The 22,243-nt window shown below is 55.7% G+C and carries 19 protein-coding genes and 1 pseudogene; 11 read left to right on the top strand and 9 right to left on the bottom strand.

What is annotated here, in order from left to right; all coding sequences use genetic code 11:
- Nucleotide 1 precedes the first annotated feature (1 nt).
- The 6 genes from AYK82_RS18620 to AYK82_RS10120 all read right to left on the bottom strand — a co-directional run bounded on the left by AYK82_RS18620 (nt 2) and on the right by AYK82_RS10120 (nt 8,197).
- On the bottom strand, nt 2-3,268 hold the full coding sequence (locus AYK82_RS18620; RefSeq protein WP_082733851.1) for a UDP-N-acetylmuramoylalanyl-D-glutamyl-2,6-diaminopimelate--D-alanyl-D-alanine ligase: 3,267 nt from the start codon (nt 3,266-3,268) through the stop codon (nt 2-4).
- An 80-nt stretch (nt 3,269-3,348) separates the two neighbouring features.
- The gene (locus AYK82_RS10100) at nt 3,349-5,055 is read right to left on the bottom strand and encodes a peptidoglycan D,D-transpeptidase FtsI family protein (RefSeq protein WP_082733852.1); all 1,707 of its coding nucleotides are present in this window, start codon (nt 5,053-5,055) and stop codon (nt 3,349-3,351) included.
- A 6-nt stretch (nt 5,056-5,061) separates the two neighbouring features.
- Nucleotides 5,062-5,412 (bottom strand): cell division protein FtsL, encoded by a 351-nt coding sequence (gene ftsL / locus AYK82_RS10105; RefSeq protein ID WP_208976456.1) that lies wholly within the window; start codon nt 5,410-5,412, stop codon nt 5,062-5,064.
- 3 nt (nt 5,413-5,415) lie between these two features.
- On the bottom strand, nt 5,416-6,453 hold the full coding sequence (rsmH, locus tag AYK82_RS10110) for a 16S rRNA (cytosine(1402)-N(4))-methyltransferase RsmH (RefSeq protein ID WP_068314865.1): 1,038 nt from the start codon (nt 6,451-6,453) through the stop codon (nt 5,416-5,418).
- Nucleotides 6,453-6,923, bottom strand: a complete 471-nt coding sequence (locus tag AYK82_RS10115) for a division/cell wall cluster transcriptional repressor MraZ (RefSeq protein WP_068314869.1) — start codon at nt 6,921-6,923, stop codon at nt 6,453-6,455. Before AYK82_RS10115 ends, rsmH begins: the two co-directional genes overlap by 1 nt.
- 449 nt (nt 6,924-7,372) lie before the next feature.
- Complete coding sequence (locus AYK82_RS10120) at nt 7,373-8,197, bottom strand: sugar phosphate isomerase/epimerase family protein (RefSeq protein WP_068314872.1); 825 nt, start codon at nt 8,195-8,197, stop codon at nt 7,373-7,375.
- A 300-nt stretch (nt 8,198-8,497) separates the two neighbouring features.
- Between AYK82_RS10120 and AYK82_RS18350 the strand changes: the two genes are divergently transcribed.
- On the top strand, nt 8,498-9,130 hold the full coding sequence (locus AYK82_RS18350; RefSeq protein ID WP_244265749.1) for a Gp49 family protein: 633 nt from the start codon (nt 8,498-8,500) through the stop codon (nt 9,128-9,130).
- A gap of 40 nt (nt 9,131-9,170) precedes the next feature.
- On the opposite strand, the gene AYK82_RS10130 is transcribed toward AYK82_RS18350, so the two are convergent.
- The 3 genes and pseudogenes from AYK82_RS10130 to AYK82_RS10135 form a co-directional block, all read right to left on the bottom strand.
- Nucleotides 9,171-10,241: a site-specific integrase gene (locus tag AYK82_RS10130; RefSeq protein WP_068314875.1), complete on the bottom strand. Its 1,071-nt coding sequence runs from the start codon at nt 10,239-10,241 to the stop codon at nt 9,171-9,173.
- A gap of 65 nt (nt 10,242-10,306) precedes the next feature.
- A pseudogene (locus tag AYK82_RS18355) lies at nt 10,307-10,417 on the bottom strand (hypothetical protein); the annotation flags it as partial.
- The gene (locus tag AYK82_RS10135; protein ID WP_068314878.1) at nt 10,374-10,832 is read right to left on the bottom strand and encodes a helix-turn-helix domain-containing protein; all 459 of its coding nucleotides are present in this window, start codon (nt 10,830-10,832) and stop codon (nt 10,374-10,376) included. The gene AYK82_RS10135 and the pseudogene AYK82_RS18355, both read right to left, overlap by 44 nt.
- A 135-nt stretch (nt 10,833-10,967) precedes the next feature.
- Here AYK82_RS10135 and AYK82_RS10140 point away from each other — a divergent pair, with 135 nt between their 5' ends.
- From AYK82_RS10140 to AYK82_RS10195, 10 genes are all read left to right on the top strand, one after another.
- Entirely contained in the window at nt 10,968-11,276 is a 309-nt protein-coding gene (locus AYK82_RS10140; RefSeq protein WP_068314881.1) for a hypothetical protein, read from the top strand.
- Between the two features lie 754 nt (nt 11,277-12,030).
- Nucleotides 12,031-13,374 carry an SNF2-related protein gene (locus AYK82_RS10150; protein WP_068314887.1) on the top strand — a complete coding sequence of 448 codons (1,344 nt, stop codon included), beginning with the start codon at nt 12,031-12,033 and terminating at the stop codon, nt 13,372-13,374.
- Complete coding sequence (locus AYK82_RS10155) at nt 13,374-14,009, top strand: hypothetical protein (protein WP_068314890.1); 636 nt, start codon at nt 13,374-13,376, stop codon at nt 14,007-14,009. The genes AYK82_RS10150 and AYK82_RS10155 overlap by 1 nt, the downstream gene beginning before the upstream one ends.
- Nucleotide 14,010: 1 nt before the next feature.
- Nucleotides 14,011-15,309, top strand: coding sequence for a DUF2800 domain-containing protein (locus tag AYK82_RS10160; RefSeq protein ID WP_082733854.1), 1,299 nt, complete (start codon nt 14,011-14,013; stop codon nt 15,307-15,309).
- 11 nt (nt 15,310-15,320) lie between these two features.
- Nucleotides 15,321-15,983: an ssDNA-binding protein gene (locus tag AYK82_RS10165; protein ID WP_082733855.1), complete on the top strand. Its 663-nt coding sequence runs from the start codon at nt 15,321-15,323 to the stop codon at nt 15,981-15,983.
- A gap of 54 nt (nt 15,984-16,037) precedes the next feature.
- Nucleotides 16,038-16,238, top strand: coding sequence for a hypothetical protein (locus tag AYK82_RS10170; protein WP_068314898.1), 201 nt, complete (start codon nt 16,038-16,040; stop codon nt 16,236-16,238).
- Nucleotides 16,238-17,257, top strand: coding sequence for a DNA cytosine methyltransferase (locus AYK82_RS10175; protein WP_068314901.1), 1,020 nt, complete (start codon nt 16,238-16,240; stop codon nt 17,255-17,257). Before AYK82_RS10170 ends, AYK82_RS10175 begins: the two co-directional genes overlap by 1 nt.
- Nucleotides 17,250-19,508, top strand: a complete 2,259-nt coding sequence (locus AYK82_RS10180; RefSeq protein WP_068314904.1) for a DNA polymerase family A protein — start codon at nt 17,250-17,252, stop codon at nt 19,506-19,508. The genes AYK82_RS10175 and AYK82_RS10180 overlap by 8 nt, the downstream gene beginning before the upstream one ends.
- Before the next feature lie 211 nt (nt 19,509-19,719).
- Nucleotides 19,720-19,926: a hypothetical protein gene (locus AYK82_RS10190; RefSeq protein WP_068314909.1), complete on the top strand. Its 207-nt coding sequence runs from the start codon at nt 19,720-19,722 to the stop codon at nt 19,924-19,926.
- A gap of 34 nt (nt 19,927-19,960) precedes the next feature.
- On the top strand, nt 19,961-22,237 hold the full coding sequence (locus AYK82_RS10195; protein WP_068314912.1) for an AAA family ATPase: 2,277 nt from the start codon (nt 19,961-19,963) through the stop codon (nt 22,235-22,237).
- The last annotated feature ends 6 nt before the right edge of the window (nt 22,238-22,243 follow it).

Consider the following 22,243-nt stretch of genomic DNA (forward strand, 5'->3'; position numbering starts at 1 on the left):
TTCAGGCCTCGTTCTGCTCTACCACCGCGGAATACTTCTTGCGCAGCGCCTCCACAAGGGGTGCCATCCGCGTTCCCAGCGAGCCTTTAATCATAATTACGTCACCCGCACGCACGTCTTTCACAAGCCGCTTTTTCAATCCGCGCGAATCATCTGAATTGGCACCCTTTTTGCCCTCTGGCAAGGCGTCCCACAGCTCTTGCATCAGGGTACCCACACAATAAACAAGATCAATGTCATTTGCGCGCACACAGCGGGACAGATTTCGGTGGTGCTTTGCCGCATCTACACCCATTTCGCGCATATCGCCAAGCACAGCGATACGCCGCCCGCCCTCGGTAACCGGCATGGTGCCAAGCAGCTTCAGCGCCGCTTCCATGCTTGCCGGATTGGCATTATAGCTCTCGTCCAGCAACAGAGCCGCACCGCCGCCGATCTCCAAAGGCACCTGTTCGCCGCGGCCTTTGGGCGCCTGCATATCAGCAAGTGCCAAACCGGCCAGCGCCAGATCAGCACCCAACGCTACAACTCCTGCAAGCACCGCAAGCGAATTAATCACATGATGCTCACCCGGCGCGCCGATCTTGTAGGTAATCTCCTGCCCCAATATCGAGGCGGTCAAGCAGCTGCAATCGGCATTCAGCGCTAGCTGGGTAACAGTGGCATCGGCTCCCGGCTTCAGCCCAAAACTGTGAATGGTCTGCACGCCTGCCACCACAGCCAGATAGCGCAAAAGATCATGCTGCCGGTTGTCCCGATTGAGGATCACGCTGCCCCCCGGCTCCAATCCGGCAAATATCTCTGCCTTGGCCTTGGCAACATCCTCCAAGAGCTCGAAAAATTCCATATGCACGGGCTCGACAGTGGTAACAATCGCCACATGAGGACGCACCATCTTCACCAGCGGCGTGATCTCGCCAGCATGGTTCATACCGATTTCAAAAATGCCGAATTCGGTATCCCGTGGCATCCGCGCCAATGTCAGCGGCACGCCCCAGTGATTGTTAAAGGAAGCCACCGGTGCATGCGTCTTGCCAGCAGCCTCTAGGCAAAGTCGTAGCGCTTCTTTGCTGCCGGTTTTGCCCACAGATCCGGTCACCGCGATCACCCGGCCCTGCATGCGCGCCCGCGCACGCTGGCCAAGCCGTTCCATGGCGTGCAGCACATCGCGCACCACCACATAACGCCCCCCCTCGGGAAGATCCTCCAGTTTTTCTTGCGCCACAACGGCAATTGAAGCCCCGGCTTCCATAGCCTTTTCCAAAAAGGAGTGCCCATCATGCGCTTCACCAGCAATGGCAAAAAAAGCATCACCAACGCATAGGCTACGGCTATCGATTGAGATTCCGGTTATTTCTGCATTCGGTTCGCCAAGCACGTCACCGCCCACAGCGTCAAGGAACTCCGGCAAGGTCCAAAGCGGTGCCTCTTCAGCGTTCATCCCCTCCGGCAACTCAACAACCCGCAGCGGATCAAAGGCAGGCAGGCTCTCTTCCTCAACTGCATCAGCTGCAAGATCGCCAAGAGTTTCACCTGTTATGTCTGCTTCCTCTGCCATCTCGGCGGCGGGCAATTCAGGCTTTTCAGCTGTATCCAGCGGCTCTGACGAACCCTCCTCAAGGCCTGCCGCGCCGAGTTCTGCATCCGCGTCCAATGTCACCGTCTCAGGCACAACCTCGGGCTCTGTTTCCAGTTCCTCAGCACCCTCCACCAGCACTCCATCACTCAGCAGCTCGGCTTCAAGCGCTTGGTCCAGATCAATCTCCAGCGAAGCTTCAAACCCTTGCGCAGCTTCCTCGCCAAACTCTTCCGCGCTAGCCAAGGCGGCAGCGATCGCTTCATGGTCGGAAAACGGCAGCACCTCATCGCCAACGATCTGGCCTGTTTCATGCCCCTTGCCCGCAACACACAGCACATCCCCCTCGCCCAGCAGATTTACCGCTGTGGCAATGGCTTCACCGCGATCCCCGATTTCAATCGCCTCAGGTACAGCCGCCAATATCTCTTGCCGTATGGCAGCCGGGTCTTCACTGCGCGGATTGTCATCAGTAACAATCGTAAGATCCGCGAGCCGACCGGAAATTTCGCCCATTATCGCCCGCTTGCCTGTATCCCGGTCTCCGCCACACCCAAACACGCAAATCAAACGCCCACGCGCAAAGGGCCGCAAGGCCACCAGCACATGCTCCAGTGCATCCGGCTTGTGCGCATAATCTATGAACACCTGCGCGCCAGCGGCGGTTGTGCCCACATGCTCCAAGCGCCCGCTGGCCCCCTTAAGATGCTCAAGCGCAGCAATAGCAACTTCGGGATCAACACCGGCACAAATCGCCATACCTGCCGCCAGCAATGCGTTCGACGCCTGAAACGTCCCGGCCAGTGGCAGCAACACTTCAAACGGCTCCCCAAGCAGCTCCAGATGCAACCGCTGCCCATAGCCCTCGGGCACAGCATCAAGCAAGCGCAGCTCTTCGCCGCCAACACCGGTGGTAAAAACAAACAACCCGCGCGCCTGCACCACCTCCAGCACCGCCTCGGCATAAGGGCTTGCTGGATCAACCACAACAGAACCTTCATCCGGCAACACTTTGCTAAACAGGCGCAGCTTGGCCGCCAGATAGTCTTCAATAGTGGGGTGGTAATCCATATGGTCGCGGCCAAGGTTGGTAAACCCGGCAACCTGCAACTGCACCCCGTCAAGCCGGTATTGATCAAGCCCGTGGCTGGATGCTTCCAGACACACATGGCTGACCCCCTCATCGGCTAGCCTGCTTAAATCCGCATGCAACGACACCGGATCCGGTGTCGTCAGCCCACCATAGCTTTTCCCGCTAGAGGTCACCGTGCCAATCGTACCCATCGAGGCGCTGCTCAGCCCGGCAAACTCGAAAATCTCGCGCACAAACACCGCAACCGATGTTTTGCCGTTGGTGCCGGTGACGGCACAGGCGATTTCCGGTTGCGCCCCGTAAAAGCGGGCAGACATAAGCGCCAGCGCCAACCGCGCATTGGGCACTTCAATCAACTCGGCCCCTGCCGCATCTTCCCGCACGCGCTCGTCAACGCGCCCTTCACCAACAACAACAGCGACAGCGCCTTGTTCAACGGCAGCGGCAATAAATTGCGCGCCATCGGCCTTCACACCATCAAGGGCCACAAATACAAATTGGGGCTCAACCGCACGACTATCAGCGGTGAGCCCGACAACCTCAGCATCCTGCGCCAATGGCTTTAGGTGCAACGGGGCGATAAGATCACTAAGCAACATGATGTAGATATTTCCGGCCTATGAGTCCTGATTATGGCAAAGAAGCAAAAAACTCCCGATCCCGGCAAACTATCCAATAATTATTGGTAGGACACTGGAATAGTTTCCGCATCCTCAGAAAAGTCTGGCACAACACCCAGCATCGGCGCAATCCGCCGGACCACATTGGCAGTTGTTGGCACCGCATTCCAGCCAGCAGTGGCATACTTCTGCCCCTCCAGCGGTTTGGGCTCGTCCAGCATGATCAGCAATTCATACTCCGGCTTATCCATTGGGAAACTGGAGAGAAACGACGTGCGATAAAGCCCCTCCACATAGGCGCCATCCACCACCTTCTGCGCAGTGCCGGTTTTACCACCCACATCATAACCCGGCACAGCAGCGCGTTTACCCGAGCCTTTCAGCACATTCAGCCGGTTGAGATAACGCACCTGCTCGCTCACCTGTGCGCTCATAATCCGCTTACTGACTTTTTCAGCCTCTCCGGCACTGCGCGGTAAAAAGGTTGGCGGAATAAACTTGCCACCGTTTACCATGGCCGCCCCTGCCACAGCCATCTGTAGCGGACTTACGGAAAGGCCATGCCCGTACGAGATTGTCATTGCGGCCAACTCGTTCCACTTGGGCGGCAACAATGGGCGCGCCTCCTCCGGCAATTCGGTGTTCAGGCGCGTCGTCAGGCCAAGCGATGCCAAAAAGCGTTGCTGCTCTTGCACGCCCGCAGCCAACATCATTTTCGCGGTACCAATGTTAGAGGAGTAGATAAAAATCTCCGGCACGCTCAGCACACGCTTTTTGCCGTGAAAGTCGTTGATCGTCCGCCCTGCCACGCGAATGGGCTTGGTCGCGTCATAACTGTCACCCATATGTGCAGCACCGCTATTCAGCGCCATCGCCACCGTCAAGCCCTTGAACACCGAGCCCATCTCATAGACCCCGGCAGTGGCGCGGTTCAAACGGTCTTTTTCCAGTGCTTGCGCCCGGTCATTGGGATCAAAATCCGGCAGTGATGTCATGGCGATCACCTCGCCCGTATCCGCTTTCAGCACCACCCCGACAGCGGCAATGCTCTGATACCGCTCCATCGCCTGTTGCAATTCATCGCGCAAGGCGTGCTGAACTCTGGAATCAACAGATAGCCGCACCGGCTCCATCTGCATGTCGTTGCTGGCAAAGCCAAGCTCGCGCAGCTCGCCAAGATAGGCCTTGTCGATATAGCGCTCCATTCCCGCAATACCGTCATTATCGATGTTCACGGTGCCAAGAATATGCCCCGCCAGACTGCCTCCGGGGTAAAACCGCCGTGTTTCATCGCGAAAGCCAATGCCCGGCAAGCCCAAGCGATGAATGGCCTCGCGCTGCGCCATCGTCAATTCCCGCTTAAGCCAGATAAAACCCGCCTTACTCTTCAGTCGCTTGCGAACGTTAGGTGTATCCAGCTCCGGCAACACCGAAATCAACCCGTCATAGACTTCATCAGCATCCGGTATTTTGATAGGTTCGGCATACAGTGAAGCGCTCTTGATATCCGTCGCCAGTATTTCGCCATTTCGATCCAGAATATCCGGACGTGAGGTTTGCTGCTTCTGCTGCGCGCTCACATACCGGCTCGGCCCATCCTCGCCCTGCAATCCCAAAGACACCAAGCGCCCGGCGATGGCCGCATACGCAAGAAAGAAAGTTAACATCGCCATATAGATACGCGATTTGGGCAAGCTACGCGGCGCACTGTGGCGGCGGGCAAATCCGTCATTTCTCGGCATTTTCAGGAAAGAGCTGTCAGACATACACGCCTACTCCACCACCGGCAGCTGGCCAGCATAGCCGCCCATGGCCCGCGCCGACGCTGGCTCCATCTGCACCGGCCGCACTGGCAACGCATCAAGCGTGGTAATCTGCTGGCCCTCCATAGGCTCCAGCTGCAAGTAGGTGTTGTAGCGTTCAACAATGCCTTGCAACCGCTGCGGCTGGTTCAACGCACTCCACTTCGCCGTATAAAAACGGATATCTTCGCGCTCCTGCTCGATTTCCATCTGCAGGCTCTCCGCATATTCTGCCAGCTGCTCGCTTTCCATTTTGATATCGTAAACCACGAAGGCGACACCAAGCACAATAGCCAGCATAAACAGGTTGAAGTAACGCATCACTTACCCCCCTAGCCCTTGGAACCGCGCCAGATGCGGCACGCCGATCCCGTATATATCCAAGTCACGCGCTGCGGCTGTGGTGCGCTTGCCTGCCCGCAAGCGGGCACTGCGTGCCCGGGGGTTTTGCGCAACCTCCTCATCGCTGGCATCCTGATTGCCTTTGACCACGTACTCAAAAGTGGCAGGTGGCACATCCTGCTCCGGCATATGCCGCGAGCCGCCGCCGCGCGTCTTGCAGCGATCGGCAAGAAACCGCTTCACCAATCTGTCTTCCAGCGAATGGAATGTCACCACCACCAACCGCCCGCCAGGCTTCAAAATCCGCTCCGCAGCAGCCAACGCATTCGCCGCCTGATGCAGCTCGCTGTTTACATAAATCCGCAAAGCTTGGAAGGTGCGTGTTGCGGGATGAATACTCGCCTTTTTCGGATTGCGCCGCACCACACTTTCCACCACTTTGGCCAGCTCAAGTGTGGTCTCGAACGGCTTTAACTCCCGCGCTTGGCATATGGCATGCGAAACAGACGAAGCGCGTTTTTCTTCTCCCAGAAGGCCGATGATGCGGGTCAGGTCTTTGCGATCGATAGTGTTGACCACATCCGCAGCGCTTGGTCCCGCCTGCGCCATGCGCATGTCCAGTGGCCCGTCAAAGCGGAAAGAAAAACCGCGCGCCGCTTGGTCCAGCTGCATGGAGGAAACGCCAAGGTCAAAAACCACACCGTCGACTTGCTCGTGACCACATGCACGGGCATGTGCCTCCAGATCTTCAAATGCGCCATGCATAAGGTGCAACTGCCCTTTGGCCGCCGCAACCAGCTTTTGCCCATCGCGGATCGCATCCGGATCACGGTCAATACCAATGACCTGCGCCCCTTGACGTAAAAACGCCGAACTGTAGCCGCCCGCACCAAAAGTTCCGTCAATAATGACAGATCCGGGCTTGGCATCCATCGCCGCCTGCACACGCTCCAGCAACACTGGAATATGGCGATCAAGGTCACCGGTAACACCCGGCCCTAATTTGTTATCGCCGCCCATTAGGTTTCTCCAGTTTCACTGCGCAAGGCCCCACCACCGCCAGAAAGCACCGCCAAGGCGCGCTGCATCGCGTCCTTTCGATGGACTTCAAAGCGTGCCGGTGCCCAAATTTGAAATTTATAGCCCTGCCCGACAAACACCACCTGATCACTGATCCCGGCATGTTGGCGCACCATATCCGACAGCTGGATGCGCCCGTCACGATCTATCTTCAAGGTTTCGCTTGCGCCATATAGCGCGGTAGACAAGGCATCATGTTCGGCAGAAAGCGGTGCAAATGCGCTAAGACGCAGTTCAATTTCGCTCACAAGCCCGTGCCCGCCCGCATCGACCGCTGCCTGAAAGGGAGAGGGAAAGCAGTAAAGCCCGTCATAGCCATCGCTCGCCAACACCGCGCGGAAAGACGCAGGGACAGAAACACGTCCCTTGGCATCCACCCGATTGGTGAAGTGCGAAACAAACCCAGCCATAAACCCCTCGTGTCATCCGCCAAATGCTTGCCGTCGTGGCACGCGCACAGGCCAGCATGCCGCCAAATCAGCCCTCCGCCGCATACGAAGGCCTGCTGCCTAACCCGATCACCCGTTTTTTGGGAACGCGCCCAATAACCACGGGCAACTTTGGGATAGCATGGGATACTATGGGCGTCAACGACACCAAATCCCAGTAACAACCGCCGCAAGACGCCGCATTTAATCGATTTTGAAGAAACATGGTTAAGGCAACGTTACCAACCGCATCGTTAAAACACTATATTTATCAAGGCTAAGAGGCTCACTCTGCGCCACAAGACCATACCCACCCAGCGACGCGCCCTCTTAACAACGGCACAGAAAAGGAGCGTCACCACCGGCAACGCTCCCCGTTATTCCCTGAAATTTTAGATGCCCCAATTAAAAAGGGGTTGCCAAGCTATTGACTAAACACAGAATCCTAGGCTGCTAAGATAATCCGCCCCTTTGCGCAGATTGGCCACATCAACCACCTCCAGCAACAACCGCGGCGGTCGCTGCAAACGCCGCAGCGCAGCAAATACAGCATGCCACGGCACACTCCCCTCTCCCGGATGCCAGTGGCGATCTGCATAGCCATCAACATCCTGCAAATGCACATGTGCCAAATCATTCCCGGCCACATTGATAAAATAGTCAACCGGCGGCGCCCCGTGCGAAACATGCGCATAATGTGCATGCCCTGTATCGATCGACAGTTTCAGCGCTCTGCTATCCGCCGCCTGCACCAACTGTCCGCGCCACGCCGGATCAATATCCTCGATATTCTCCAGAACAAGCTCGACACCCATATCTTCAGCGCGCGATATCGCTGCCTGCAAATTGTCTAGCACCACCTCCAGCTTGCGCCGCGTGGCACCCGGCCAATTGCCCAGATTGTTGTGATCCCAATAACTGTAGGGGCTATGCAACACCATTTGGCTGGCCCCGAATGCGGCACAAGCATCCAGCCCCTGTTGCAAACGCTTGCGCACCAACCCCTGAAACTCCCGGTCCTCAACACCAAGATCAATGCCGTAAAATGGCCCATGCAGCCCGACCTGCCCTTGAAACCCGTCAAGCAACTGCCGCGCCACACGCGCCCTGTCCGACCAGTCTTCGCTGATCAAATGCACATCGCAAAAGTCTTGAATTTCCAAGGGGCGGTCCCGCTCAAAAAGCCAGTCCCGATGCGCAGCAATATCCTGTAGATTAAGCGCGGCGCCCACCACCAACTCTGCTTGCTTTGCCATGTCATTCCCCAATGCTCTAAAAGCGAGCCGTCAACATGCTGCTGTATCTGCAATGCAAATAGCCCGCGCGCATGTCAAAGCGGTAACAGCTTCGGCGCAATCATGTGGAAGACAGTAAAATTACCAGTCGGCCTGTAAGCCGGGTTCTGTTGAGTATGTAATGTATGATGTTGTATGATTTAATATATTGTTTTTTGATAGTGATTTAATTACATATTTGTAGGTCAATGTAGGTCAATGTAGGCCAAATTCGCGCCCATTATGCGCGCAATCCCGCCCAAACTCAAACGAGGTAGACAGATGACCAAAACTCTACATAACTCAGATATTTCCGGCGCACGTAAAAACGTAAAAGACATCGTCGTGGTCGGTAATGGGGACGCATTCCGGCTCTTGTGCAAAGCATCCAGCAAATCCGAAGGCTGGATGAAATCCACGAAGGCTATGGAGATTACAGGCGTTGGTTGCGTAGTCCAAGTCACTACACATCAGCGCAACCACGATGGGACGAACTCTGTCGCTGAGGCTGTCACGTTTGTGCCAGGTGCGGTTATCACGGACGATGAGAACAATGGGCGTAAGTTAATCGTACCGAGCACCGCAGACGAACCTTGCAAGCGCTCCAAGGGGTGCACAGAAGAGGCGATAGAGCGACAGATCGAAGATAAAGGCCTAACCGCGCCTCGCATCACTCCGGACATGCTCGACAGCGAGATTGTTTCGCAGGACTACCACGTATTCAAAGGTTCTTGTTTAACGGTTTGTTGCCTAACCCTGAAGAACGGCTTCACAATCACCGGCGAAAGCGCCTGTGCTTCCCCGGAAAACTTCAACGATGAACTTGGCAGGGACATCGCGTTCAAAAACGCCCGTGAAAAACTCTGGGCGTTTCTCGGCTTCCGCCTTAGGGACAAGCTTTCCGCTCCGCTGTAGGAGCCTAGAAGAAGAAGAAAAAAAAGGGGCGCTTACTCTGTCAGGCGCTCTCCACCCCACTTATCGCCTCCACAGCGGACCGCGCGAAGTCTGGGGCGAACTTAGCGTAAACTTTCTCGACCTGCTCCACGGAGTTCCCTAGCACCTTGGCGATGATCCACAAGGAGACCCCTCGGCGCGCCATATGTGTCGCCGCACTGTGCCTAAGTACGTGAGGAGTGACCCCTTCCACACCAGATAACTCCATCACCTTATCAAACGGCTCTTGCAGTCGTGTTTTTTTATCCAACACGAAATCGTTAATACGCTCGGAATACGCTCGATGCAAGACGGGAAGTAGTGTCGAGGAGATCGGCACTGATGCTCTTCTTTTGCTGGTTTGCTGCCGCCCCTCCGGTAGATAATGGATTACACCAATCTCAAAATCTACTTGCGACCACTTCAGCTCCAAAATAGCCGTGCGCCTAGCGGCTGTCTCTCGCGCCAACCAAATGAAGCGCTCAATTCGCGTCAATCGCCCGTCAGCAGCGCGCAGCGACGCAGCCGCTTCACAAACTTTTCGCAGCTCATCGTCACTTAACCACCGCTCTCTTGGCGCGGACCCTTCCGGCAGCGGATCGAGCTCGGGGATATCCACCTTGCTGATTAGGCCCGCAGCTCTTGCCAAAGACCACGATGATCTTAACCGCGCCAATTCGAGGCGAAGCGTAGAGCGGGCCGGCGGCTTCCCGTTCCCTGAATACTTCCCTCTCAAGCGCGCCGCTATGTGCCTGCGCTCCACCTCTCGGGTTACCTCTGATAAACGTAGGTCCCCAAAGGAAGCGTCAAGCCGTTTCCATACGGAGCTCAAATTATCATCAGCACCGTTCTTTCCATGGGTCTCCCCCCAGATTTCACGGCAAGTCAAACCAGCCCCGCGCCCCTCGACCTCTCCATCGTCGCGTAGTTTCAACCACTCATCTAAAAACGCATCCGCGAAATCGATATTCGTCTGGCGAGTTGACGTGCGCCTTGAACGCCGTCCTTCTGTCCAGTAGATGTAGTAGATACCTTTTCCGTTCGGCTCGCATCGATACGAGATCCCGCCCTTAACCCTTTTGAGTACCGACATGTAAGCCCCTCTATGTATTCCGAAAGGTCAACCTCACGAATAAGAACAGGCCTGCCCGGTAAATAAGGCAAGGCTCCTGAAAGCCGCAGACGCTTCACCGCCGAAGTGCTTCGACGAAGGATAGCTGCTACCTCAGCCTGCGTTAGCAGCCGGCTCGTCCCGTATCTTTTCGTCATCCTGGCGCACAATCTCCATAACCTTCAGCGCTGCCTCGAGAGATAGCAGTCGGTTGATCTTCACCCACGCGTAATCAGGGCGTCCAGGGGACACCTTCAGCTCCAACTCCGCGTTATCTTTCTCAAACGCTCGCCCTATGACATTAGGAAGCAAATCTTCCGGCTTCACTTCAAGAGCTGCAGCGAGTTTTCGTAAGTTTCCGTCGGAAGGCAGCGAAGCCCCACGCACGTAAGTGGAAATCGCATCCCTATTCAAAGAGGCGCGCCGAGCGAGCTCGCTTTGGTTCCAGCCTTTGGACAGCATCAAAGAATATACGCGCCGTCCGAACTCATCCTTAGTTATCGCCCTCGGGGCAAAGTCATGCGTATCCCGCGGCACCGCCGCCCCAGCATGGGTTCTTTCTTCTTTTGCCACTTCCAGTCTCCAATATGTTTGGTGTATGCCTTATGTAATACGCCTTTCGGACAAATTCAACCCGTTCTTATTGACAATATGTCTTTCGTAAGTCATACACTAACCATACACCAGACATTTTGTAGGGGGTGTGGTATGAAACTTGACGTTGTCGCTTTGATTAACGATGCGACCGGAATATCGGAAATTAACGGACGAACTACTCGTGTCCGTAAAGCGCTCATGGACGCCTATGGCGAGGCCCCGGATATCCGCACAATTCAAAAATGGGTTGAGCGGAATAGCATACCTGGGACGTGGTCAGTCGCACTTGTCGCTATATCAGCAGAGAAAACTAAACGAAAAACTAATATTTCTAAATACTTACTTAACGGAGAGCGCGCATGTTCCGCCCAAAACAACACGACGAGGAAAGACATTTTTGGCGTTCTTCCTGCGACCTAAACAACGCATCTCCAAACACCGAAGCTTTTAACGAGGCCGTTGAGGAATTACAGTTAATATCGAAATACACGAATTCTTCTGCATTGAGAAAAAAATGTGAAACGGTTCTAGCAGAGAAAGGGGTGGGGGTGCTATGCGCATAATGGGTGTAGATCCTGGCGGGTCGGGGGCGTTGTCCTGCATAGAAACGAGCACTATGGTGGTTATCGATTGCATTGACATGCCAGTCTTTCTGGTACAACGGGGCAAATCAGACAAACCCAGGCTAAATACGGCAGAGGTTATCGACTTCATTTGCCGAAACCACCCGACGGAATGCTGGTTCGAGCTAGTCGGCGGGCAAGAACACGACGGCCCTTCACGCGCTTTCAACTTCGGCAGGATCACGGGAGCGTGCGAAGCGTCGATTGCAGCTGCAAAAATCCCAATTCGCTGGGTCGCGCCTCACGTTTGGAAGAAAGCTCTAACAATTAGAGGTAAGGACGCGGCCAGAGCGGAAGCGGTGAACTTTTTCCCGAATAGCGCTGAATTGTTTAAGCTCAAGAAGAATGACGGTCGCGCAGAAGCTACGCTAATCGCGGTTTACGGAGCGAGACAGCCTCGACTAGCCAACATGCGCTCCGTACTTGACTAAGACTTACCAATGAAGCAAACGCCCTCGCCCGATCGAGTGCGTTTTTTTTTCTTGCGCACGTCTGATAGTATGATTACAAAGAATACATCAGACACTTTTTAACATACATCAGGCTCGCAAATGCTCCTTACCCCGTATGACACGCAGAAATCTGGCGCAGCTTTCTTGGCCGCGCGCAAGCGAGCTCTGCTGGCGGATGAGCCGAGGGTCGGGAAAACCGGCGCAGCTCTACTCGCCAGCCAGCGTATCGGGGCGGAACGCACACTCGTCGTGACGACTAAGTCGGGTGGAGCTGTCTGGCGGCAGGCGTGGCGAGATTGGTTGGGAGTAACAGACTGCTGCATTTCATCCAAGGGTGCTCTCAAAAAGCCCACGCCAAATAGAAATATAATCATAAGCTGGGGTTCGCTGGTCTCTCAAATCGACCAACTCGCCGAGGTTCAGTGGGATCTAGTCATATTAGACGAGAGCCATTACGCCAAGAACCCGGAAGCGAAGCGTTCGATTGCAGCTTTAGGGCCTACCGCCTCTCCCGACTACAGCCCGCTAGAGGGGGCGTTCGGCCTAACGCCTTACGTTTGGTTTCTCACCGGAACGCCCGTGCCAAACCTGCCGCCGGACCTCTACCCTATGTTGCGGTTCAGCGTTCCCGATCGGTTATCAGAATACGGCGTATTGGCCTATGAAGACTTCTACGCCAGGTACTGTCGCTTCTATAACAAAACAATGCGCAGGGGTAATTGGAGCCGTAGCCTACGTATCGGTTTAGAAGCAAAGAACACAGAAGAGCTGTCCGAAGTTTTAAGCGGTTTTTGGCTACGACGCACCCAGAAAGACGTCGGGATACAGGAACCCATCTACGAGGTATTGCCTCTTGAGGTGACGGACGGACAACGCGAAGAGCTGAGTAACATCTGGGCATCTGGTGGCATGACTGCGACGGACTTGCTGGACGCAGCCGATGTTGGAGAGACGAAAAGCCTCGACATACACCTAGGCCCGTTACGAAGGGTAACAGGCACTATCAAAGCGCGCCCGTTAGCCGAGCTGATATGCGAAGAGCTGGACGCTGGCACTGACCGGATTGTCATTATGTACTGGCACCGTGAAGTTCGCGACCACTTCCTCAAATCGCTGGCGAAATACAGGCCCGTATTTATCGATGGCAGTTGCTCTGCCGAAGAGCGGCGCGCCGCCCAAGCTCAATTCAAAGAACGCAGTCGTGTGGCGGTTTGCCAAATTCAGGCTGCGGGGGAGGCTATCGACCTCTCCAACGCCAATGAACTGGTGTTCGCGGAGTTCAGCTTCACCCCGAAGGACATGAAGCAGGCTGCTCTACGGATCACAAATCACAACCAGATGCGACAACCGCGGGTGCGCGTTGCAGCAATCGCAGGGACCCTCGACGAGGCCCTGCAAAGATCCCTAACCCGAAAAGTTCAATCCAACAGAAAGGTAATCTAATGGGCGTCGAGCTAACATTCAAAGATGAAGACATGCGAGGGGTGGTTGCCCAAATTCTAAGAGCTGCAGAAGGCTTTCAGCAAGGCTCCGCCCCTGTTGAAGAGCGAGGCAATTCGTGCATGACCCCAAAAGAGGAAACCCACTCCGAAGGCCAGACAGAGGCAAGCGGGGGTACGAGCGGGGATACGAGCGGCACAGAAGATAACCGCTTAGTCGGAGGTAAAACCGAGGGGAAAGCGCGTCGTACTAAAGCGGAGATGGAGAGCGACGCAGAACTAGTAGAACTCGCTGAGCGCGCCGGCATTACCGAAGATAAACTGAACTCCGTTATCGCGGAGCATGGGCGGGCATCCGCCAAAGCTGCGCTTGAAGGTCGCATACGCGATGCAGACGCGTCGGGTGCCGAAGCGCCTCTCGACCCGGTGGACAAGAAGGAAATCATTAATCGATTGCAAAAACTGATCGAACTAAAGGGGCAGGATGTAGTTGAGCAAGAAGCCCCTACATGGATGGGCGCCGCCGGTGTTAGCGCTCTCATGGGCAAAAGTCCAGCAGCGCAACACGAGGCTCTGCAGCAGCTGCAACAGCAAATAGACAACCACCGCGAAAGTGGCGGGTCGGGCTTGTTAGATTGATATGGAGGCCCACTCAGAACGAGAGCACTCCATTTGGTCCCCCTCCTCAAGCGGGCCCAACATGGAGTGCGCGGGGCGAATTGCTTTAATCGAGCATGTCGCCCCGAAACGCAGCAGCTCTTTTGCCGCAGCTTGGGGCACCGCAGCGCACGAAGTCGCGGAGTGGTGCTTTAAGAACAATGGAGAGCCGGAATCGTTCCCTTTCTCTGCCCTCGACATTGACGGGTTCAAGATCCCGATAGATGACGAGGTGAGGGAAACTGCAGGCGAGTTTGTCAGTTACGTTCGACAACGCCTGAGGGAGTACCGAGACGAAATCAAATGCGGGGAGGATGGGGAAGCATCACCCTCTTTCTTTTCTGAACGCAAGTACTACGGCGGTAAGCTGGGCCTGCCGTTGCCTGTCGCCGGAACAGCCGACGGCACTCTGGTGTTTCCTGCTTGGGAGCTTGTGGAGGTTATCGACCTTAAGGGCGGGGAAGGCGTCGTAGTGGAGGCTGCGGGTAACAGGCAAGCTCGGACATACGGCACCTTAGCGAAGTCGGATGGGGTTGCTCCTGCGCATTACAGTTTGCAAAACACAATAGTTCAGCCACGCGCTCCGCACACCGAAGGCTCTGTACGGAGCGAGAGATTAACCGCCGATGAGCAAAACGCCTGGGCGCGTGAGTTTAAAGCTGCGGTCGTACGTGCAAAGCGGGCGCTCGATGAGTTCGACCCCACGTCGGCGGAATGGGCGCAGCGGCACTTAAAAGCGGGCAAGCATTGTAAATTTTGTCCGGTTGCCGGTGTCTGCCGCGCTCAAGCGGACAAGGCGCTGGCAATCGCGCAGACGCGCTTTGAAGATCTCGATCGCCCCGCCTCGCTGCCATCCCCTGCGGCGCTAAGCCCTGCGGAAATCGGCTATGTGCTCTCTAACGAGGCTCTGCTGACCCAGTTCCTTAAGGACTGCAAGGCGCGAGCTGCAGAGCTTATAAACAAGGGAGAGCGTGTCGCGAGCCCCGACGGTGAGTTCAAACTCTTCCCCAAAAAAGGGAACCGGACGTGGATTGGTGGCAAGGAAAATATACCTGCGCTGCTCGCGATGGAAACTGGTCTGCCGCGCGATGCGTTCCTTTCAGCTCCCGCCCCCCTCACCCCGGCAGCAGTTGAGAAGACGCTGAAGCGAAAGAAAATTGCCGCAGATATCGTGTCTGCGTACATCGACCGACCTGTGACGGGCAAAGAGCTTGCACTCGTCGTAAACCGAGCAGAAGAGCCCGCTAAAGCAACTATCGAGCTCTTCGCTGATCTAGGATAGGAAAGATAAACATGGCGAAACGGAAGAGAATGTATCGGGCAGAGCCACGTCTGGTGTCTGCGGAAGCCCGCGGCTCTTATCTGCAAGGCTTATTCAACCCACAGGTCAACGAACGCGGGCAGACCATTTGCCAAGTAACGCTCATTTATAAAGAGAACGAGATCGATGAGCTAAAGGCGATGGTTGCCGAGTGCGTAAACGGGGAGTGGAAGGATAAAGGCGTTGGTCTGTTTAAGGAAGGCCTTATTAAAAATCCGATTTTATCAGGCAAAGGCAAAGAGGCGAGAAACAAAGAGACCGGAGAGATTAAAGAAGGTCTCGGCGAGGGCCTGGTGTTTATACGCCCTAACCGGTTTATTTCAGAGACAGTCGGGCTCCCTCAAGTCGTTAACCGCCGCCGCGCACCAATCACCAAAGAAGATTTCAATAACGGTGTGATGAAATCAGGAGATTACGTTTACGCCTGCCTAGGGGCTTACTGCTGGGAAAACGATGAAGGGGGGAAAGGTGTCTCGTTCTCAATCGAAGCGATCCAGTTCGTTCGCGAGGGTGAGCGACTAGGTAGCGCCGGCGGTGTAGATGTCTCCAAAACCTTTAAAGATCTGGGCGGGGATGAAGCCGAAAAATCAAAGGTCTCTGCAACAGGCGGCGGGGCTGCGTCATTGTTTGACTAGTTTGTATGATTTGTCGCCCGACTACATGTCGGGCGACAAATTTCCGAGGTGTTTATGATTAACATTGTTAAAGAAATCAGCCTTCGCCGAACAGGACCTTATCGCTGGCAGGGGAACATGCGCTTCGAAATGGGGGAAGGGTGGGTAGTAGAGCACGGCACCAGCGCGCAAGAAGTCTTTGCGAAACTTATGCAACCTGAATTGCGTAAGCCAGTTCCTGCCTCCGAAGCAAAAAAGCAAAGTGTATTCGACTGATGTCAGCGTACTACAACGAGATAGACAAACAAGCCGCTCAATGGCTTCGAGAACTAATAGCGTGGGGGCTTATTGCGGATGGGGAAGTTGACGAGCGAAGCATTTCTGATGTCACACCGACTGACCTCAGAGGATTCACACAGTGCCATTTCTTTGCGGGAATCGGCGTGTGGTCATACGCGCTCAGACAGGCGGGGTGGCTTGATGAAGCCCCAGTCTGGACCGGCTCCTGCCCCTGCCAGCCTTTCAGCACGGCAGGCCGAAAGCGCGGGGTTGCTGACGAGCGGCACCTATGGCCGCACTGGCAGCACCTCATCAGACAGTGCAGACCTGCAGTCGTGTTTGGAGAGCAAGTTGCGAGCCAAGACGGCCTCGGTTGGTTCGATACTGTACAAGCTGACATGGAAGGAGAGGGTTACGCCATCGGGGTTGCGGATTTGTGCGCTGCGGGCGTCGGTGCCCCGCACATCAGGCAGCGTCTCTACTTCGCAGCGCAAAGGCTGGCCGACCCCTCAACTGAGCGATGCTTCAGGGGGGGGGCAGCTGGCAAGAGCACTACACACCAAGAGGTCCAACAACCTAAACGACTTTGCCCAACTGGCAGGGTGGCCGACAGCTTCCGCGCGGGACCACAAAGGTGGGTACTCGGGCGGCAGAATGAGGAAAGGAAAACTGTCAACGGATACGCTGGACGTCGCCGTACAACTGGCAGGGTGGCCGACAGCAACGCAAGTGGACGGGACGAAGGCCTGCAACAGGCACCGGGAGGACAGGCAAAACGGAGTGGGTGCGGTCGCCTCAATAACCACGCCGATACGTATGACCAACACTGGCAAGATGTTGACTGGCTGTTCTGCAGAGATGGCAAGTGGCGGCCAGTTGAGGCCGGGACACACCCGCTGGCTCATAGGGCTCCCGCCCGAATGGGACGTCTGCGGGGTTATGGCAATGCTATCGTCGCGCAAACGGCGCGAATCTTCATAGAGGCCTTTCGCGAATCTAGGGGGCTGGATGCCTGACATAATTGAGATCGACTATGAAACCCGCTCCCCGCTGAAGCTTCGCGACGTCGGGGCCTACAAGTATTTTGACAGCCCCTATACGCAAGTGATGATGGCGAGTTACCAAGTCAACGATAGCGGCGAGATAAAACGATGGTCAATCGGCGACCCCTGCCCCGCAGACATAAAGGAGCTTTTCCCCGCCCCCTCTACAATTATTTTCGCCCACAACGCCGCGTTCGAACGTCTCGCCACATGCAAAGTTATGTCGGTTCGCCACGGCTGGCCCGCCCCCCGATTGGAGCAGTACCGCGACACAGCTGCCATGGCTGCAGCTCAGTCATTACCACGTAAACTGGAGGAGTTAGCTAAAGCTCTCGCGCTGCCTGTCCAAAAGGATATGGACGGGAACAAACTCATGCAGAAATTGTCCAAACCACGGAAGATATGGACACCTGAAGATAGGAGCCACAAACGTTTCCCCCCGCCAGCGGTTTTGCGAGAGAACCCATTGCAGTACACCGATACGGAGGATGGGCGGGTGATTGAGTGGTGGGCTGACGCGCAGGATATCGAGCGGGAGCATTTCTACTGCGATCGAGACGTTGAAACGCAACAAGCCGTACGCCATGCCCTTGTTGATCTGCCCCGCAGCGAATGGGAGACGTACTGGCTCACCGAACGAATGAATGATGCTGGCGTACCAATCAGCCGCGAGCTTTCCTCAGCGCTGCAGCAGCAGGTCGAACATGCGCGAGAAGAATTAGATCAAGAATGCCGTAGCTTAACCGGCGGTCAGGTGACCACACTTTTACAGCGAGACAGGATACGTAACACGCTGGAACGCGATTTCGGGCTATCCTTACCAGATCTTCAAGCCGCCACACTGGAGAAAGCTCTGAACCGGAGCGATATCTCCGTTCAAGCGAGGCGCTTAATAGAATTAAGGCTCGAGGCTGGGAAAGCCTCAACTGCAAAGCTGAGAAAGATCGACCAAGCTATCTGTTCTAGTGGCTGCATTCACGGCGTGCATGTCTATCACGGCGCGAGCACAGGTCGCTGGTCTGGCAGACTGTTGCAAACTCAAAACATGCCGAGGGGCACCGGAACCGTGCCGGATCCAGTGAGCGCCGTGCCTACCATGCTGGTTGCTAGCCCGGCGACCATTCGCATGGTCTACGGCCCACCGATAGCCGCAGCTTCCGACTGCCTCCGCGCTGTCATTACCGCGCCTAAAGGCAGCGAGCTATTCGCCGCCGATTTCGCGTCCATCGAAGGGCGGGTTATTGCGTGGCTAGCAGGTGAGAGCTGGAAAATCGAGGCGTACGAGCTGGCGGATGTGGGCAAGGGCCCTGGGCTTTATGAAGTCGCCGCTGGCGGCATCTACGGCGTTGACCCCGCCTCAATAGGCAAGAAGGACAAGAGGAGACAGGTAGGTAAGGTTGCCGATCTAGCGTTAGGCTTCGAGGGTGGCGTGATGGCGCTGTTCGAGATGGCCGAAGCCTACCACCTAGACATGGCCGAAGCCTACGAAAGCCTGCAGGCCGCGGTTGACGAAGGTGTTTGGGTGAAAGCCGAGAAATCATACTGCAAAAAGAAGTTAGCCTACGAGGAGAAGTACTCCGAACTCGCACCTCGCCACGGTAAAGACAAAGCAAAGGAGGCCGCCTCTAAGCTGGCATACGGGGTGGACGTTCTGCCAAGGGAAGCCTGGATAGCTTCCGAAGTTACCAAACAGCAATGGCGCGCTAAGCACCCCATGGTTCGTAAACTGTGGCAAGGGCTTGTCGACGCCGCAATACAGGCAACGCTATTCCCAGGTACAAGCCGCAGCTACGGCGGTGTTTCATACCTCGTTAAACTAGGTTTCCTTTGGTGCCGCCTGCCTTCAAAACGTTGTCTGGCCTACGGGGCGCCGCGCGTAAAAACAACTAAAACGCCCTGGGGCACGGACACCTACTCACTCTCTGGCATGACGCTAGACAGCAAGACCGGAAGGTGGTTGCGCAAGTCCCTGTACGGCGGGTTGTTGACAGAAAACGTTGTGCAGGCAATCGCTCGAGATCTGATGGCGCAGGGTTTGAAAGCGACAGAGGCTGCAGGTTACCGCAATATCATGACAGTTCACGACGAAGGCGTTGCTCTAGTGCCGGACGGCTTCGGCTCCTTGGAAGAGTACTGCCGCCTATTGGCCTCAAAACCACCTTGGGCAACCGGCATCCCCCTACGCGCCGAAGGCTATCGCTCGAGGCACTACAAGAAAGACTAATTCCGATCGGGATAGGAAAGGTAAACCATGCGCAAAAACCCACCACAGCACACTCAGGTGCGCACATTGAGGCTCAATGAGAAGTTAGACCAGGAGATAATGCGCCTCGCGCAGCACTACGGATTCACGGAGTTTTCGCCATTTATGCGTTTCTTAATGCTCGATGCGCTCCGCCGCCATCGCTCTTCGGAGGAGAAGGGAGGTCGACGCTGTGACGATCGATGAGCTCCGCATCGCCCTCCGCGAGGAAAGCGGGGGTCGCGTAAGCATCAATGTTTTCTCGTTTTCGAACGGTGCCCGTGTGGTTTTAACTTTAAAGTTCGAAGGCGGGAAGGAGCTCCAATTCGAAGGTGAGAGCTTCGAGGAGTGCCGGCAGCAGCTTTTTGCGAAAAGAAGCGCGCCGAGCGTGTTTGATTAAGCAGCGTAAAGATCTGTGCTAGAGGCAAGTCGAAATGACAACAACGAACCAAACAGATAATGCCTTTCAAAGGTTCTGGGAGGCGGGCTACACGCGACTGTGTCCGATCATCCCGCCTGGAGCACCTCTCGACCCTGAAAGCGCAGCGGCGAAACGTCTAGCGAGCCACCCAGACAAAGACCCACGCGGCAAAGCACCCGGCGTCCCTGGAGTAGACGGCCTCTGGAAGGGTTTGGACTTTGTGCACACCGAGAGCACTGAGTTTTCAGTGGCCAAATGGCACGAGGACGGAGCTGGCGTTGGCATAAAAACCGGAGACGGGTTGATTGCTGTCGATATAGACACCACCGACCCCTCAAAAGCAGCTCAGCTAACAAAGGCGGCCATTCAGATACTAGGTGAAGCCCCTGCACGCATAGGAAGGGCCCCTAAAACCCTATTGCTGTACCGCGTGGCGGAAAGCATCCCCTACGAAAAGGTCACGTTCTCGACAGAGACAGAGGACCGCGCTCTTGTGGAGATATTAAGCGAGGGCAGGCAGTTCGTCGCTCACGGGGTGCACCCAACGACTTCCCGCCCCTATCACTGGCCGGAGGGCGTTCCGCAGTATGACGAACTGCCGACGACAGATGCTGAAGCTTTGGAGGCTTACTTAGCGTGGGTAGAGCAAAACAGCGATGCCCCCAGGCGTTTCTCCGGCGGTAGTATAGATAGATCGGAGATTGACCAGAGCACCCTCGTCGGGGATAGGGATTTAATCACACAAGCTCTGGCTCGGCTGCCAAATACCACGGCCACCTTCCCGACAAGAGATGACTACTTGCGGGTCGGCTACGCCGTAAAGGCTGCCTTTGGCCCTGAACTGGAGCAGGAAGCTTTCTCCGCCTTTTTCGATTGGTGCTCTAGATGGGATGGCGGTGTAAACGACCACAATGAGGTTTTATCCGATTGGAACCGAATGAAGCCGCCTTACATGGTAGGCTCATCTTGGCTGTATAAGCAAGCTGAAGACCTCGGCGGTTGGCGGGGTAGAGTAGAATCTATCTTTAACGATTTAGGCGAACGCCCCGCTGCCGAAACAGACCCATTTGATTGGATTAGACCTGAAATAGACGAAGGCCCCGCTGCCGAACCAATAAAACCGCACCGCCTATCTCTGGGTGACCTGGCAGAAATCCCGCCTCGGCAGTGGCTATACGGCAGCAAAATCTCGCGCGGATACACAACAATCCTATCATCCCCTGGAGGGGTCGGGAAGACAGCCCTCGCAACCGTGCTAGCCGTTTCCTGCGCGGCAGGGAGTGAGTTGATCGGCGACACTCCGGTTCACCCCCTCAAGGTGTGGATGTACAATCTGGAGGACGACCTGACCGAGATCAAAAGGCGGCTGAAAGCGGCACTGTTGTTTTACGGCTTAGGTGACGATGTCCTTGCCAACATACTAGTCCTCTCGGGACGTGACCGAAGACTGAGCTTACTGAAGCAGGATAACAAAGGATCATTGACCGAGCTACCCGATGCGGATCTCTTAAAAGCGAGTATAATAGATAACGGAGTTGACCTGCTCGTGGTCGATCCGTTCGCAAGGTCACACCAAGTCAACGAGAATGACACATCCGCACAAGACGAGCTTATGAGGATCTACGCTCAGGTCGCACACGAAGCGTCCTGTGGTGTACTCCTGCTGCACCACTTCAATAAGCAAGGGGAAGCTGGTGATATGAACGCGGTGCGCGGCAGCAGCGCCCTCACAGCAGGCGCACGCTCGGTCCTGACAGTCGCCCCTATGCCTGAAGACGACGCGAAAGCTCTGGGCATCGAAGTCTCTCAGCGTCGCAGATACATCCGCATTGATGATGCTAAAAACAACATGTCCCCTCCCGCTCGTAGCGCAGAGTGGCTATTCCTAGACAGTTTTGATCTGGAGAACGGAACAGAAATATACCCGCAGGGCGATAGCGTCCAGGTCGCGACGGCGTGGACACCGCCGGGGCCGGGGGACGGAATGACCCGCAGCGACGAGGAGGCGGCGCTAGCAGTGCTCGATGAAGGGCTGGCGGGTGAGAGGTTTTCCGCCAAACCATCAGCTAAAACGAGATGGGCTGGCGATATGCTGATGGAGCGTTTCGGTCGCAGCCGCGTACAGGCAGTAGGTCTGTTGAATAAATGGTTGAAGCTCAATTACATAGAGGAACGCAGCTACCGCTCACCAACCTACCGCCGGTCAACTCAAGGCATCTTTGTCAACTTCTCGAGCTTCGCATCAGAGGTGTTTGAAGATCTGGGTGACGGCGGGAGTGTGTTGAACTAGGCTCGA

It is taken from the genome of Polycladidibacter hongkongensis (assembly GCF_001561995.1).
GTDB classification, from domain to species: domain Bacteria; phylum Pseudomonadota; class Alphaproteobacteria; order Rhizobiales; family Stappiaceae; genus Pseudovibrio; species Pseudovibrio hongkongensis.